Consider the following 15882-nt stretch of genomic DNA (forward strand, 5'->3'; position numbering starts at 1 on the left):
GGTCGTCCCGCCGTTCTGCGGAATGACCATATTTTCTGCTGTGGTCCGACTTGCTTCGCGACGTTACCCGAGCTTCGGGCGGACGCCGAGTACCGCCGTACCGACGCGTACATGTGTCGCCCCGGCCGCGACGGCCTCCTCGAGGTCCGCACTCATCCCTGCTGACACCATGTTCGCAGCCGGACGGGTCGCGCGCAGGACAGTCGACAAATCCATCAGCCGGTCGAAGGCGGCGCGTTGCCGGCCGGCGTACGGACCGGCGAGCGGGGCGACGGTCATGAGTCCGTCGAGCCGAAGTCCGGGGGCGGCGTCCACCGCGGCCGCCAACTCCTCGATCCCGTCCGGCGCGACACCGCCGCGGTCGCCCCGCTCGCCGGACTCGGCGTCGAGCGCGACCTGGAGGAGACAGCCGAGCTCGCGGCCCTCCTTCTCCGCGGCGGTGGAGAGAGACGAAACGAGCTTCAAGCGGTCGACAGACTGCACCACATCGGCATAACCCACCACGGATCTGACCTTGTTGGTCTGCAACTGGCCCACGAAGTGCCAGGTCAGATCAAGGTCGGCACAGGCGGCCGCCTTGGGGGCGGCGTCCTGGTCCCGGTTCTCGGCGACGTGCCGTACGCCGAGTCCGTGCAGGATTCTCACATCGCTCGCGGGGTAGGTCTTGGTGACCACGATGAGCGTCACCTCCTCCCGCGGGCGCCCGGCCGCGGCGCAGGCGGCGGCGATGCGCGCCTCCACCCGGGCCAGGTTCTCGGCGAGTTCCGACGTACGGTCCGTCATGTCTCTTCTCAGTCCAACCAGACATATCCCGCGAGTCGCCCCGTGGTGCGATCGCGGCGGTACGAGTAGTGGTCACCGGATTCCCGGGTGCAGACCGTGCTGGCCTGCCGGTCCCCGACGCCGAGCCGTTCGAGCTGGGCGTGCACTCCGGCGGTGACCTCGACGGCCGGGGTGCCCCAGCTCGTCTCGGCCCAGGCGGCGGGTTCGGCCGCGGCGACCTCGGCCCGCATGGCCTCCGGGACCTCGTAGCAGCGCCCGCAGACGGCGGGGCCGGTGCGGGCGACGATACGGGCGGGGTCGGCGCCGAGTTCGATCATGGCCGCGACAGCGGCGGGAACGACCCCCGCCACCATGCCGGGGCGTCCGGCGTGGGCGGCGGCCGCGACCCGGGCGACGGGGTCCGCCAGCAGGACCGGGACGCAGTCCGCGGTGAGGACCGCGAGGCCGAGTCCTGACCGGGAGGTGACGAGCGCGTCCACCGACGGGATCCCGTCGGTGCCCCACGGCCCTTCGACCTCGGCGACGTCGGCGCCGTGCACCTGGTTCATCCAGACCACCCGGGCCGGGTCGAGGCCGAGGGCGCTGGCGGCGAGCGCCCGGTTGGTGCGTACGGCCTCGGGGTCGTCCCCCACCGCGCCGCCCAGATTGAGCTCCTCGTACGGAACGGCGCTCACCCCGCCCCACCTGTCGGTGAAGGCGAAGTGCGCGCCGTTCGCGTCGAATCGCTGTCCTATCACTTCAGGAAGTCCGGGACGTCCAGCTCTTCGGCCTGGCTGTCGTACGGACGGGCCGGCGGGACGACCGGCGGGGCAGGCGACAGCGGGGTCTCGTTGACCGCCGGGGCCGGCTCGACCGGAGCCGGGGCCGGCTCCTCGCGGGGGGCGACCGTACCGAGGCCGCCCAGCGGGCGGGAGGTCTCGACGTGGCGGGGGGCCGGAGCCGGCTCCTCGCGCTTGGCCGAGGCCGAGCCGATGATGTTGTCCCGGCGGGCCGGCGGCTGGCCGCCGTCGAATCCGGCCGCGATGACGGTGACCCGGACCTCGTCGCCGAGGGCGTCGTCGATGACGGCGCCGAAGATGATGTTGGCCTCGGGGTGGGCGGCCTCGCTGACCAGCTGCGCGGCCTCGTTGATCTCGAAGAGACCGAGGTCGCTGCCGCCGGAGATGGAGAGCAGCACGCCGCGGGCGCCGTCGATGGAGGCCTCGAGGAGGGGCGAGGAGATCGCCATCTCCGCGGCCGCCACGGCGCGGTCGTCGCCGCGGGCGGATCCGATGCCCATCAGGGCCGAACCGGCCTCGGACATGACCGACTTGACGTCGGCGAAGTCGAGGTTGATCAGACCCGGTGTGGTGATGAGGTCGGTGATGCCCTGGACACCGCTCAGCAGCACCTGGTCGGCCGACTTGAAGGCGTCGAGCACGGAGACCTGGCGGTCCGAGATCGACAGGAGCCGGTCGTTGGGGATGACGATGAGGGTGTCGACCTCTTCGCGGAGTTCGGCGATGCCGTCCTCCGCCTGGTTGGCACGACGGCGTCCTTCGAAGGTGAACGGCCGGGTGACCACACCGATCGTCAGGGCGCCGAGCGAGCGTGCGATGTTGGCGACGACGGGTGCGCCGCCGGTGCCGGTGCCGCCGCCTTCGCCGGCGGTGACGAAGACCATGTCGGCCCCCTTGAGGACCTCCTCGATCTCCTCACGGTGGTCCTCTGCCGCCTTGCGACCGACGGCCGGGTTCGCCCCGGCCCCGAGGCCACGGGTGAGTTCACGGCCGACGTCGAGCTTGACGTCGGCGTCGCTCATCAACAGCGCTTGCGCGTCGGTGTTGATCGCGATGAACTCGACGCCCTTGAGACCGACCTCGATCATTCGGTTGATGGCATTGACACCACCGCCGCCGACACCGATGACCTTGATGACTGCGAGGTAGTTCTGCGGTGCTGCCACGTCGAAGGCCTCTCGCCTCGAGTTACGTGTCGTCGCTGCGCGGTTGGTCGCGCCGCTCCGACGGATGCCGATTGGGACGGTCCGAAACGCCGACCCAAACCCTAACGTTGAAGTTTAGGGTTACCAGTGTCTCTGTTCGCTGGACTCTTCCGAACGAGACACTAAGTCGACAAGCGGCGCACGTTCAACGAACACGCCGAACCTCCCGTTTTTCTTTTCACCCTATGTGATCACCCGTAGCGCTGGCCAACCAGGGTGCTGGCCAGGGGCGATACCCGTCAACTTCCGGACGAGGCGGGCGCCGTGGGGGCACTTACATCGAAGTGCCCCGCTTTGGGAGTGGCCTTCAGGAGCGCGGTGAGCACCCGGGCCTTGACCGGGCCGTGCTCGCCGCTGCCCCAGAAGACGGTGCGTCCCCTGGTCAGCTCCAGAGTGACGGAGTCGTACGAGGTGACGCGCACGACACGAGTGTCCCGGGCGATTTCCGCCGGGAGTTCACCCCGGACGCGGACCGCCTCCCTGAGCAGCCGGGCCGCACCGAAGCGGCGCAGGCTCGGGGAGGAGGCGCTGTCGAGGACGAGCCGCGGGACACCGCGGGGGGCGGTGTCGACGGTGGCGAACCGCACACCGGTCGCGTCCACTTCGATGAACTTTCCGCCCTTTTCGATGAGAAGAACGGGCTTCCGTTCCGTCACTTTCAGCCCGATTCCGTGCGGCCAGGACCGCACGACGGTCACCGTCTCGATGCGCGGCAGCTTCTGCCGGAGCCGACCCTCGATGGCGTCGGTGTCGACGGTGACGAGCGGGGCGCCCATCGGAACGGCGGCGACGGCCTCGATCTCACGCGCCGTCAGGATTCCGGCGCCGGAAGTCTTCACATGTTCCACACGGAACCAGGTGGAGCCGTAGAGCGCCCAGACGCCGCCGGCCACGAGGACGAGGACCCCGAAGGCGATCAGGAGCGCCCGGGTGCCGGGCACCCGGAACCTGCGGTTCCGGGTGCCCGTACGGGACGGACCGTCCGACGACCCCTTCGACGTGCTCGCGCCGCTCTTCTCGGCGGTCGTCGGTCCGGCTGCCACCTGGCGTCTCCTGCCCTCAGCCGCCGCGCTACGCCTGTCGGCGGGCGGCGATCGCCTCGTACACCATGCCGACGAGCAGGTCGTCGGCGTCCCGGCGGCCGAACTCGGCGGCGGCGCGGGACATCTCGTACAACCGGTGCGGATCGGCCAGTACGGGCAGGACGTTGCCCTGCACCCACTGCGGCGTCAGCTCCGCGTCGTCGACGAGGAGTCCACCGCCGGCCTTGACCACCGGCTGCGCGTTGAGCCGCTGTTCACCGTTGCCGATGGGCAGCGGGACGTACGCGGCGGGCAGCCCGACGGCGGACAGCTCGGCGACGGTCATCGCGCCCGCGCGGCAGAGCATCATGTCGGCGGCGGCGTACGCGAGATCCATCCGGTCCACGTACGGTACCGGCACGTAGGGCGGCATTCCGGGCATGTTGTCGACGCGCGGCATTTCGTTCTTGGGGCCGACCGCGTGCAGGATCTGGATGCCGGAGCGCTGGAGCACCGGGGCGATCTGCTGGACGACCTCGTTGAGCCGCCGGGCGCCCTGCGAGCCGCCGGAGACCAGCAGCGTCGGCAGGTTCGGGTCGAGCCCGAAGGCGGCGCGCGCCTCGGGACGCATCCGCGCCCGGTCGAGGGTCGCGATGGTGTGCCGCAGCGGGATGCCGATGTAGCGGGCGTTGCGGAGCTTGCTGTCGGGGGTGGCGACGGCGACCCCGGCCGCGTACCGCGAACCGATCTTGTTGGCCAGGCCTGGCCGGGCGTTGGCCTCGTGGACCACGATCGGCACTCCGAGCCGCTTGGCGGCGAGGTAGCCGGGCAGCGCCACATAGCCGCCGAAGCCCACCACGCAGTCCGCCTTGGTGCGTTCGAGGACCTGCTCGGCGGCCTTGATCGTGCCGCGCAGCCGCCCGGGGACGGTGATCAGCTCGGGGGTGGGCTTGCGGGGCAGCGGTACGGCGGGGATGAGGGCCAGCTCGTAGCCCCGCTCGGGCACGAGCCGGGTCTCCAGACCCTTCTCCGTGCCGAGCGCCGTGATCCCCACACTGGGGTCCTGCCTGCGCAGGGCGTCCGCGAGGGCCAGCGCCGGCTCGATATGACCGGCGGTCCCCCCGCCGGCGAGTACGACATGCACCGAAATTCACCGCTCTCCGGACGGGCGCTTCTTGACGCGCCGTCGCATCGACTTCCATCTCACCCCGGCCCGCTTGCCCCATCCGGGGCGGCGCATGGCCAGGGCCGCTTTCGCGGCGGGTTCCTGTCGCGCGAAGGCGATGAGGAGCCCGACGGCGAACATGGTCGGCAGCAGGGCCGACCCACCGTAGGAGAACAACGGGAGCGGGACCCCGGCGATCGGCAGCAGACCGAGCACCGCACCGACGTTGATCACGGCCTGAGCCGTGATCCAGGTGGTCACACCTCCCGCGGCGAACCTCACGAAGGGGTCCTCCGTGCCTCCGGCCACGCGGATACCCGCATAGCCTAGAGCCGCGAACAGGGCGAGTACCGACAGCGTCCCCGCGAGACCCAGTTCCTCACCGGTGACCGCGAAGATGAAGTCGGTGTGCGCCTCGGGCAGTTGGCCCCATTTCTCGATGCTCGCACCGAGACCGGAACCGAACCATCCACCCGACGCCAGAGCATAGATTCCGTGCGCGGCCTGCAGACAGGGGGCTCCCTCCCCGCCGGGGTCGGTCGCTCCGATGCAGTCGAAGCGCTTCATCCGGTTCGCGCTCGTCTTGATGAGCAGCACACCGATCGCGCCGGCCACCGAGAGCACCCCCACGAAGAGCCGGGTGGGCGCTCCGGCCGTCCACAGCAGGCCGAAGAGGATCGCCGTGAGAATGATCGCGGTGCCCATGTCGCCGCCGAGCATGATGAGCCCGAGGAGCATGAAGGCTCCGGGGACCAGCGGGACCAGCATGTGCTTCCACTGGGTGAGCAGCTTCATGTCGTGCTTGCGGGCGAGCAGGTCGGCTCCCCACAGGATCAGCGCCAGCTTGCCGAACTCGCTGGGCTGGAGCATGAACGGGCCGCCCAGCGAGATCCAGTTCTGGTTGCCGCCGACAGCGTGCCCTATCCCCGGGATCTGCACGAGCACCATGAGGAAGACCGCGCCGACCAGGATCGGGTAGGCGAGCGCCCGGTGCAGCTTCACGGGCATGCGCGAGGCGACCAGGAGCAGGCCGGCCCCGAGCAGCGCGGCGAAGAACTGCTTCCGGAAGAAGTACGAGGGCACGAGCTCGTAGCGGAGTGCCGTGATCATCGAGGCGGAGTAGACCATCACGAGGCCGAGCGCGGTGATGAGCATCCCCGCGCCGATGATCACGTAGTAGGCCGTGAGCGGGCGGTCCCAGGCCTTCAGCGCCCGCTCGTGAAGGCTGCGTACGCCTCCGCCACGGATCCGCCGCGGGGTCGCGGGGGCCCGCCCTCCGCCGCGTACGGCGGACGGCCGGCGTGTCCCTGCGATCTTGCTCGGCATGGTCGCTGCCCCCTCCGGTCGTGCCCGGTCCCGCCGGACCCACTGGGCGGGTCAGGCGTCCCCGGTGGCGGCGAGGGCGCGGACCGCGTCCGCGAAGGCCTCGCCGCGCTTGTTGTAGTTGGTGAACATGTCCATCGAGGCGCAGGCCGGGGCGAGGAGCACCGTGTCCCCCGGGCGGGCGAGACGAGCCGCCTCGCGGACCGCCTCGGACATCGCCCCAGTGTCGGTCCGGTCGAGGTCCACCACCGGTACTTCCGGGGCGTGTCGCGCCAGGGCTTCGCGGATCAGGGCGCGGTCGGCGCCGATCAGGACGGCCCCGCGCAAGCGCTTCGCCGACTTGCTGACGAGCTCGTCGAAGGTGGCGCCCTTGGCGAGTCCGCCGGCGACCCAGACGATCGGGTCGTAGGCGGCCAACGACGCCTCCGCGGCGTGGGTGTTGGTGGCCTTGGAGTCGTCGACGTACGTGACTCCCTGGACCTCCTCGACCAGCTCGATGCGGTGCGGGTCGGGCCGGAAGGCCCTCAGCCCGTCCCGTACGGCCTTCGCGTCGACGCCGAAGGCGCGGGCGAGGGCGGCGGCGGCGAGCGCGTTGGCGATGTTGTGCGGGGCCGGCGGCTGGACGTCGGCGACCTCGGCGAGCTCCTGGGCGTTCTTCTGCCGGTTCTCCACGAAGGCCCGGTCGACGAGGATGCCCTCGACGACACCGAGTTCGGAGGGGCCGGGGGTGCCGAGGGTGAAGCCGATGGCACGGCAGCCCTCCTCGACGTCGGCCTCGCGGACCAGGTCCTCGGTCGTCCTGTCGGCGACGTTGTAGACGCAGGCGACCTGGTTGCCCTCGTAGATCCGGCCCTTGTCGGCGGCGTACGCCTCCATGGAGCCGTGCCAGTCGAGGTGGTCGGGGGCCAGGTTGAGGACGGCGGCCGAGTGGACGCGGACGGACGGCGCCCAGTGCAGCTGGTAGCTGGAGAGCTCGACGGCGAGCACGTCGTACGTCTCGTCGCCGAGGACGGCGTCGAGGAGCGAGACGCCGATGTTGCCGACGGCGGCGGTCCGCAGCCCGGCCGCCTCCAGGATCGAGGCGAGCATCCGTACGGTCGTGGTCTTGCCGTTGGTGCCGGTGACCGCGAGCCAGGGGGCCGCTCCGGGGCCCCTGAGGCGCCAGGCGAGTTCGACGTCGCCCCAGATCTCCACGCCCGCCTCCGCGGCGGCCGTGAAGAGCGGCTTGTCGGGGCGCCAGCCGGGGGTGGTGACGATCAGCTCGGTGCCGGACGGCAGGGTCGCCCCGTCGCCGAGGCGGACCGTGATCCCCTCCGCCTCAAGGGCGGCGGCCTGGGCCCGGGAGCGCTCGTCGTCGCCGTCGTTGACGACGGTGACGCGTGCCCCGAGCCCGTGCAGGACGCGGGCGGCCGGGATGCCGGACACCCCGAGCCCCGCGACGGTGACGTGCTTGCCGTTCCAGTCGAGCTGTTCTGTCACTTCGCCGATGCCCATCCCGCGTAGAAGAGGCCCAGGCCCACGATCACGCACATGCCCTGGATGATCCAGAACCGGACGACGACAAGGACCTCGGACCACCCCTTGAGTTCGAAGTGGTGCTGGAGGGGTGCCATCCGGAAGACGCGCTTGCCGGTCATCTTGAAGGAGCCGACCTGGATGACCACGGACATCGTGATCAGGACGAACAGGCCGCCGAGCAGCGCGAGGAGAAGCTCCGTACGGGAGCAGATGGCGAGACCGGCGAGGGCGCCGCCGAGGGCGAGCGAGCCGGTGTCACCCATGAAGATCTTGGCGGGTGAGGTGTTCCACCACAGGAAGCCGAAGCAGGAGCCCATCAGCGCGGAGGCGACGACCGCGAGGTCGAGCGGGTCACGGACCTCGAAGCAGGCGTTGGGGTTGGTGAGGGTCATGGCGTTCGCACAGGACTCCTGGAACTGCCAGAGCCCGATGAACGTGTACGCGCCGAAGACCATCACCGAAGCGCCGGTGGCCAGGCCGTCCAGACCGTCCGTCAGGTTCACGCCGTTGGACATGGCCAGGATCATGAAGAGCGCCCAGACCACGAAGAGCACCGGACCGATGGTCCAGCCGAAGTCCGTGATGAAGGAGAGCTTCATGGAGGCCGGGGCGAGACCGCGCGCGTCGGAGAACTGGAGCGCGAGCACCGCGAAGGCGATGCCCACGATCAGCTGGCCGGCCATCTTCGCCTTGGCCCGCAGGCCGAGCGACCGCTGCTTGACGATCTTGATGTAGTCGTCGAGGAAGCCGACCAGGCCCATGCCGGCCATCAGGAAGAGGACCAGCACCCCGGAGTACGAGAGGGGCTCGCCGGTGATGACCTTGGCCAGGGCGTACGCGATGAGCGTGGCCAGGATGAAGGAGATGCCGCCCATGGTGGGCGTGCCCTTCTTCCCGGCGTGGCCGCGCGGGCCGTCGTCGCGGATGAACTGCCCGTATCCCTTGCGGGCGAGCAGCTTGATCAGCAGCGGCGTACCGATCAGGGTCAGGAAGAGCCCGATGGCCCCCGCGAAGAGGATCTGCCTCATCGGCCGGTGACCTCGCCCTCGGTGTCGAGGAGAGCCAGGGCGACCTGTTCGAGACCGACCGACCTGGAAGCCTTCACAAGGACGACGTCCCCCGGGCGCAGCTCACTGCGCAACAGGTCGACAGCCGCCTGCGCGTCGGACACGTGCACCGACTCCTCACCCCACGAACCCTCGTTATATGCGCCCAGTTGCAGCCAGGACGCTTCCCTGTCCCCGACCGCGACGAGCTTGCTGACGTTGAGCCGGACGGCGAGCCGTCCGACCGCGTCGTGCTCGACGAGCGATGCGTCACCGAGCTCGGCCATCTTGCCGAGCACCGCCCACGTACGAGCCCCTCGGGCCTGTGCGGCCCTGCCCATGGCCGCGAGCGCGCGCAGGGCGGCTCGCATGGACTCGGGGTTCGCGTTGTAGGCGTCGTTGACGATCGTCACGCCGTCCGGACGCTCGGTGACCTCCATGCGCCAGCGCGACAGGGTGCCGGCCTCGGAGAGCGCGGTGGCGATCTCCTCGACAGGCATGCCCAGCTCGTGCGCGACGGCGGCCGCTGCGAGCGCGTTCGACACGTGGTGCTCACCGTACAGGCGCAAGGTCACGTCGCTGCACCCGGTGGGTGTGTGAAGCCGGAAAGAGGGCCGTCCGGACTCGGTGAGGTGGACGTTCTCGGCCCGTACGGCCGCTTCGTCCGCTTCGCCGAACAGGGTCACGCGGGCCTTGGTGCGGCTCGCCATCGCGCGGACGAGCGGATCGTCGGCGTTGAGGACCGCGACTCCGCCCTCCTCGGCCGGGGGCAGCGCCTCGACGAGCTCGCCCTTGGCCACGGCGATCTGCTCCCGGCCGCCGAACTCGCCGATGTGGGCGGTGCCCACGTTGAGGACGAGGCCGATGCGCGGCGGGGTGAGGCCGGTGAGGTAGCGGATGTGCCCGATGCCGCGGGCGCCCATCTCCAGGACCAGGTGCCGGGTCTCGTCGCTCGCGCGGAGCGCGGTCAGCGGCAGGCCGATCTCGTTGTTGAGCGAGCCGGGCGTCCACACCGTGGGTGCGTGCCGGTCGAGGACCTGGGCGATCAGGTCCTTGGTGGAGGTCTTGCCCGCCGAGCCGGTGAGGGCGACGACATCGGTGCCGAGCCGTTCGACGACCGCCCGGGCGAGGGCCCCGAGCGCGGTCTGGACGTCGTCGACGACGAGGGCGGGGACGCCGACGGGGCGGGCGGCGAGCACCGCCACCGCGCCCGCGGCGACGGCGCGTTCCGCGTAGTCGTGGCCGTCGACGTGCTCACCGGCGAAGGCCGCGAAGAGACTGCCGGCCCGCACCTCGCGGGAGTCGATGACGACGGGCCCGGTGATCCGGGCGGCCGGATCCGGTATGTCGTGCGCCTGCCCGCCGACGATTTCGGCGATCTCGGCGAGGGAGAGGGCGATCACTGCTTCATCCCTGACTGTTCTGGTGGCTGGCTTCGGCTCGGCTGCCCGAAGGGGCGGCCGGGGCGTTTCGTTCGAGGATCGCCGCGCGCAGGACCTCGCGGTCGTCGAAGGGGCGGACGACTCCGGCGATCTCCTGGCCCTGCTCGTGGCCCTTGCCGGCGACCAGGACGGTGTCCCCGGGCCGGGCGCGGGCGACGGCGGCCGCGATGGCCGCCGCCCGGTCGGGTTCGACCAGGACGGCGCCCCGCTCCCCCGCCGGTACGTCCGCGGCGCCCGCGAGCATGGCGGTGAGGATCACGAGCGGGTCCTCGGAGCGGGGGTTGTCGGAGGTCAGGACGGCGGTGTCGGCGAGTCTGGCCGTGGCGGCGCCCATCGGGCCGCGCTTGGTGGTGTCCCGGTCGCCGCCGCAGCCGATGACCACGTGCAGCCGGCCCTCGGTGACCTCGCGCAGGGAGCGCAGGACGGATTCGACGGCGTCCGTCTTGTGCGCGTAGTCGACGACGGCGAGGTACGGCTGGCCGGCGTCGACCCGCTCCAGGCGGCCCGGTACGCCGGGGACGGCGGCGACGCCCTCGGCGGCACTCTTGGGGTCGATGCCCGCGGCGGCGAGGGTGGCGATGGCGGCGAGGGTGTTGGCGACGTTGAACGGGCCGGGCAGCGGGGCGGTGGCGGGGATCCGCTCGCCCCCGGGGCCGACGGCGGTGAACGTCGAGTCGTGGGAGCCGAGGACGAGGTCCTCGGCGCGCCAGTCGGCGTCGGCGCGGCCCTCGGCGGAGAAGGTGACGACCGGGACGGTGGCCTCCGTCACGAGCCTGCGGCCGTACGCGTCGTCGAGGTTGACCACGCCCAGACGGCTGCGCTCGGGCGTGAAGAGACCTGCCTTCGCCCGGTAGTAGTCGTCCATGTCGGAGTGGAACTCCATGTGCTCCGGGCTGAGGTTGTTGAAGACGGCGACGTCGAAGACGCAGCCGTCGACCCGGCCGAGCACGAGGGCGTGGCTGGAGACCTCCATGGCGACCGCGTCGACGCCGCGCTCGCGCATGACGGCGAACAGCGCCTGGAGGTCGGTGGCCTCGGGGGTGGTCCGCTCCGACTTGATGCGCTCGTCGCCGATCCGCATCTCCACGGTGCCGACGAGTCCGGTGCTGTGTCCGGAGCCGCGCAGTCCGCCCTCGACGAGGTAGGCGGTGGTGGTCTTGCCGGAGGTGCCGGTGATGCCGATCTGGAGGAGGCCGTCCCCGGGCCGTCCGTAGATCTCGGCGGCGAGTTCGCCCATCCGGCCGCGCGGGTTCTCCACGACCAGGACCGGCAGTCCGGTCGCGGCGGCGCGCTCGGCGCCCGCCGGGTCGGTGAGGATCGCGGCGGCCCCGAGTCCGGCGGCCTGGGCGACGAAGTCGGCGCCGTGGGCGCGGGCGCCGGGCAGGGCCGCGTACACGTCGCCGGGACGCACGGCCCGCGAGTCATGGGTGATGCCCGAGATCTCGGCGGTCCGGGGGGCGTCGACCCCGAGCTGCGCGGCCAGGTCGCCCAGGGGTGTCGGGCGGCCCTGCTCCGGGCGGGGCGGGGAGGTTCGGTACTGATCAGCGTGTGGCACGGCGGTGAGCGTACCGGGCTCACCCTGTGAGGGGCCAAAATGGCCCGGGGCCTCGCCGGAGTTCGATTTCCGGTTCGCGGAATCGGGGGTGATCGTTGTCACTGGTGCTCCCGGAGTGTCACGGGGTGGGGGCGAAGACCGGCAGTCGGGCCGGGTCGCTGCCCGTGGGGGCGATGTGCAGGGTCTTCAGGGCGAACTCCATGACCTTCTTGTAGATGGGTCCGCAGATCTGGCCGCCGAAGTAGCTGCCCTTGGTGGGGTTCTGGATGGCGCAGTAGACGGTGATCCGCGGCTCGTCGGCGGGGGCGAAACCGGCGAAGGAGGCCGTGTAGCCCTTGTAGCGGCCGAGTTCGGGGTCGACCCGGTTGGCGGTGCCGGTCTTGCCCGCGACGCGGTAGCCGGGGATCGCGGCCCTGGTGCCGGTGCCCTCCCCCCTGTCGTCGACGACGGACTCCAGCATCTGCGCGAGGGTCTTGGCGGTCTTCTCGCTGATGACCCGGGACTCCTCGGGCGCGGGGGCGGGGGCGAAGCGCCCGTCGGGGCCCTTGGTGCCGCGGACGAGGGTCGGCTCGACGCGTACGCCGCCGTTGGCGATGGTCGAGTACACGGAGGCGGCCTGCATGGCGTTGACGGAGAGGCCCTGGCCGAAGGGGATCGTGTACTGCTGCGAGGTGGACCAGTCCTGGGGCTTGGCGAGGATGCCGGCGGTCTCGCCCGGGTAGCCGAGGCCGGTGGGGCTGCCGATGCCGAACTTGCGCAGATAGGTGTGGAGGACCCGGTTGGACTCGGCCTGGGTGGCGCCGAGCCGGCCGGTGGCGAGGATGGTGCCGATGTTGCTGGACTTGGCGAGGACGCCGTTGAGGGTCAGGTACCAGGTCTTGTGGTCGATGTCGTCCTTGAAGAGCCGGTCGCCGCGGTGGAGCCGGTTGGGGACGGTGACATGGGTGTCGGGCGTCGCCTTGCCCTCCTCCAGGACGGCGGCCATGGACATGACCTTGCTGGTGGAGCCGGGCTCGTAGGCGTCCTGGAGGGACGCGTTGCCCATGGAGGCGGCGTTGGCGGCGGAGAGGTCGTTGGGGTCGAAGCCGGGGGCGTTGGCCATGGCGAGGACCTCGCCGGTCCTGGTGTCCTGCACGATCACATAGCCCCGGTCGGCCCTGGACTTCGCCACCTGTTCGGTGATGGCCTGCTGGGCGGCCCACTGGATGTCCCGGTCGATGGTCAGCTCGATGTCGGAGCCCGGAACGGCGGGGGTGCCCTGGGAGCCCGCGGTCGGCACCTGTCGGCCGCCCGACTGGGTGAAGCGGATCTTGCCGTCCTTGCCGGCGAGTTCCGGGTCGAGCATGGACTCCACGCCGCCGGCGCCGCGGCCCTCGGCGTTGACGTATCCCAGTATCCCGGCGGCGAGTTCGCCGTTCGGGTAGACGCGCTTGGTGCTGGGCTCGCTGAGGATGCCGCCGAGAAGGTTGACGCCGTTGCCGCCGGCGGCCTGGGCCTTCTGCCCGTAGACCTTCCGGAGGTCCTTGATCTGGTTCCAGACCTGCGGGGTCTGCTTGCGGGCGAGCAGGGTGTAGCGCGACTTGGGGGTACGGAGCTTCTTGGCGAGCTCCGCGGGCTCCTTGCCGAGGAGCGGTGCGAGGAGGGCGGCGGCCTGCTCCGGCGCGTCGGGGACCTTCGACTCCTCGCGGGTGAAGAGCTTGGGGTCGGCCGTGATGTCGTACGCGTCGACGCTGGCCGCGAGCGCGATGCCGTTGCGGTCGGTGATCTCGCCCCGCTCGGCGGAGAGCGTGTACTCCTGGAAGCGGTACTTGTCGGCCTTCGCTGCGTACGCGTCGGCGTCGACGGCCTGGACCTGCAGCAGCCGCACCACGAAGACCAGCATGACGAGGGTCAGACCGAGGGAGACCAGACGCAGCCGGGGCCGCGGACTGCCGAGCCGGATGGTGCGGGGCCGCCGGGCCGGGGGCCGGGGGGCGGTCCGCTTCGCGGCCGGGCGCGGGGAGGGACGGGACGGGCGGCCTCCGGCGGAGGCGGGCCGGGGGCGCGCGGGCCGCGCGGGGCCGGGGACTCGGCGGCGCGGGGGCTCCTTGGGGGGCACTGCTCGGTCACCTGCCGGAGGGTTGTGTCGGTTCGGCTGCGGGCTCTGTCCGTGCCTGGCCGGTGCCGGAGAGGCCCGGACCGGTGGAGGCTGTGCTGGTGGGGTCGGTGCCGGTGTTCATGGCCGGAGCTGTGCTGGTGGGGTCGGTGCCGGTGTTCATGGCCGGAGCTGTGCTGGTGGGGTCGATGCCGGTGCTCACGGCCGGAGCTGTGCTCGTGCCGGCGGTGGGAGCGCCGACGGTGCTCGCGGTGGCGGCACCGGCGGGGTGCGCGGTGTCGCCGGACGTACGGGCGTCGGCGTCCGTCGACGTGCTGGTGCCCGCGGCCGCGGTACCCCCCGGGGTGCCGGTGTTCGTCGGGGGCGCCGGGGAGTCCGTGGTGGCGGGCGGCGGCGGCTCCGCGCTGGGCGTCGGGCTCGGCTTCGGCGCCACCGCGACCGAGGGCACGCCGAGCACCTTGCCGTCGGGCCCCAGGAAGGCGGGGCTGCCGCCCGGGACCATGCCGAGCTCGCGGGCCCGCCGTTCGAGGGCGTCGGGGGCCGCGTAGTCGTCGACGTCCCGCTGGAGCGCCTGCTCCTCGTCGGTGAGCTCGGTCGTCCTGTCCTTGAGCTCGTTGAGCTGGAAGGAGCCCTGGTTGAGGGCCGAGTTCAGCAGGAGCAGGCTGATGAGGCCACCGCCGAGCAGCACCACGACAAGCAGGACGAAGGGGGTGCGGGCGGCCGAGCTCGGCCCCGACGGCATGAGCCGTCCGAGCCGCGCGGCCCGCCCTTTGAGCGGCCCCTTCGCCGTGCTCACAGCACGTCTTCCCGGATCCGTTCGGCGCCCCTGAGCCGGGCCGGGGCGGCGCGCCGGTTCTCGGCGACCTCCTCCTCGGTGGGCAGCTCGGCGCCACGGGTGAGCAGCTTCAGGCGGGGCTGGTACTTCTCCGGGACGACCGGCAGGCCGGGCGGGGCGGTGGTCGCGGCCCCGGCCGCGAAGACCTGCTTGACCAGCCGGTCCTCCAGGGAGTGGTACGAGAGGACGGCGATGCGGCCGCCGACGCCGAGGGCCTTCACGGCCGCCGGGATCGCCCGCTCCAGGACGGTCAGCTCGCCGTTGACCTCGATGCGCAGGGCCTGGAAGGTGCGCTTGGCCGGGTTGCCGCCGGTCCGCTTGGCGGCCTGCGGCAGGGAGTCGCGGATGAGCTCGACGAGCCGGGCGCTGTTGCTGAACGGCTCCTTCTCGCGCTCGCGCACGATCGCGGAGACGATCCGCTTGGCCTGCTTCTCCTCGCCGTACGCGCGGAGGATGCGGACCAGTTCGCCCGGCGGGTAGGTGTTGAGGACCTCGGCCGCGCTGATGCCGGTCGTCTGGTCCATGCGCATGTCGAGCGGGGCGTCCTGGGCGTAGGCGAAGCCGCGGTCGGCCTCGTCCAGCTGCATGGAGGAGACGCCCAGGTCGAAGAGGATGCCGTCGACCGTGGGGAGGCCGAGCCGGTCGAGGACCTCGGGCAGCTCGTCGTAGACGGCGTGGACGAGGGTGGCGCGCTCCCCGTACGGGGCGAGCCGTTCGCCGGACAGCCGCAGGGCCTCCTTGTCCCGGTCGAGGGCGACGAGCCGCGCCTCGGGGAACCGCTTCAGGAGTGCCTCGCTGTGGCCGCCGAGGCCCAGGGTGCAGTCGACGACGACCGCGCCGGGGCGCTCCAGGGCAGGGGCCAACATGTCCAGGCACCGCTGGAGCATGACCGGGACGTGTCGGTCGTTGCTCAATGCGCCCTCTCAGATCCGGCGCGGAGGTACGGGGCGAGCGGGAGGAGGCCGAGCCGTAGGTACCGCCGCACACACGGGGGAGAAACCGCGGAAAATCGCTCGTTGTCTCCGTGAACTTCGCGTCACTTTAGTCCACGGGACCCGCCGGTCAATCAACCGGCTGGCGCGTCGCACGGCACCGGGACGCGGGCCGGACATTC

At 71.6% G+C, this 15882-nt stretch carries 13 protein-coding genes; all 13 read right to left on the bottom strand.

Annotation, left to right across the window (positions count from 1 at the left end):
* Positions 1-63: 63 nt before the first annotated feature.
* The 13 genes from ACFVYX_RS21355 to rsmH all read right to left on the bottom strand — a co-directional run bounded on the left by ACFVYX_RS21355 (position 64) and on the right by rsmH (position 15682).
* Positions 64-783, bottom strand: a complete 720-nt coding sequence (locus ACFVYX_RS21355; protein ID WP_389682981.1) for a YggS family pyridoxal phosphate-dependent enzyme — start codon at positions 781-783, stop codon at positions 64-66.
* An 8-nt stretch (positions 784-791) separates the two neighbouring features.
* Positions 792-1520 (bottom strand): peptidoglycan editing factor PgeF, encoded by a 729-nt coding sequence (gene pgeF, locus ACFVYX_RS21360; RefSeq protein ID WP_389682982.1) that lies wholly within the window; start codon positions 1518-1520, stop codon positions 792-794.
* Complete coding sequence (gene ftsZ, locus ACFVYX_RS21365) at positions 1517-2728, bottom strand: cell division protein FtsZ (protein ID WP_389682983.1); 1212 nt, start codon at positions 2726-2728, stop codon at positions 1517-1519. Before ftsZ ends, pgeF begins: the two co-directional genes overlap by 4 nt.
* 278 nt (positions 2729-3006) lie before the next feature.
* Positions 3007-3810 (bottom strand): cell division protein FtsQ/DivIB, encoded by an 804-nt coding sequence (locus tag ACFVYX_RS21370; RefSeq protein WP_389682984.1) that lies wholly within the window; start codon positions 3808-3810, stop codon positions 3007-3009.
* A gap of 28 nt (positions 3811-3838) precedes the next feature.
* A complete protein-coding gene (murG, locus tag ACFVYX_RS21375; RefSeq protein WP_389682985.1) occupies positions 3839-4933 on the bottom strand; it encodes an undecaprenyldiphospho-muramoylpentapeptide beta-N-acetylglucosaminyltransferase in 1095 nt (364 codons plus the stop codon).
* 6 nt (positions 4934-4939) lie between these two features.
* Complete coding sequence (ftsW, locus tag ACFVYX_RS21380; RefSeq protein WP_389682986.1) at positions 4940-6280, bottom strand: putative lipid II flippase FtsW; 1341 nt, start codon at positions 6278-6280, stop codon at positions 4940-4942.
* Between the two features lie 51 nt (positions 6281-6331).
* A complete protein-coding gene (gene murD / locus ACFVYX_RS21385) occupies positions 6332-7771 on the bottom strand; it encodes a UDP-N-acetylmuramoyl-L-alanine--D-glutamate ligase (protein WP_389682987.1) in 1440 nt (479 codons plus the stop codon).
* A complete protein-coding gene (gene mraY / locus ACFVYX_RS21390; protein WP_389682988.1) occupies positions 7753-8823 on the bottom strand; it encodes a phospho-N-acetylmuramoyl-pentapeptide-transferase in 1071 nt (356 codons plus the stop codon). Before mraY ends, murD begins: the two co-directional genes overlap by 19 nt.
* A complete protein-coding gene (murF, locus tag ACFVYX_RS21395) occupies positions 8820-10244 on the bottom strand; it encodes a UDP-N-acetylmuramoyl-tripeptide--D-alanyl-D-alanine ligase (RefSeq protein WP_389682989.1) in 1425 nt (474 codons plus the stop codon). The genes mraY and murF overlap by 4 nt, the downstream gene beginning before the upstream one ends.
* A 4-nt stretch (positions 10245-10248) precedes the next feature.
* Positions 10249-11940: a UDP-N-acetylmuramoyl-L-alanyl-D-glutamate--2,6-diaminopimelate ligase gene (locus ACFVYX_RS21400; protein WP_389682990.1), complete on the bottom strand. Its 1692-nt coding sequence runs from the start codon at positions 11938-11940 to the stop codon at positions 10249-10251.
* Between the two features lie 16 nt (positions 11941-11956).
* Positions 11957-13936, bottom strand: a complete 1980-nt coding sequence (locus ACFVYX_RS21405) for a peptidoglycan D,D-transpeptidase FtsI family protein (RefSeq protein ID WP_389682991.1) — start codon at positions 13934-13936, stop codon at positions 11957-11959.
* A gap of 7 nt (positions 13937-13943) precedes the next feature.
* Positions 13944-14729: a hypothetical protein gene (locus tag ACFVYX_RS21410; protein ID WP_389682992.1), complete on the bottom strand. Its 786-nt coding sequence runs from the start codon at positions 14727-14729 to the stop codon at positions 13944-13946.
* Positions 14726-15682: a 16S rRNA (cytosine(1402)-N(4))-methyltransferase RsmH gene (gene rsmH / locus ACFVYX_RS21415; RefSeq protein ID WP_389682993.1), complete on the bottom strand. Its 957-nt coding sequence runs from the start codon at positions 15680-15682 to the stop codon at positions 14726-14728. The genes ACFVYX_RS21410 and rsmH overlap by 4 nt, the downstream gene beginning before the upstream one ends.
* Positions 15683-15882: the final 200 nt, after the last annotated feature.

It is taken from the genome of Streptomyces sp. NPDC058326 (assembly GCF_042879855.1).
Classification (GTDB): Bacteria; Actinomycetota; Actinomycetes; order Streptomycetales; family Streptomycetaceae; genus Streptomyces.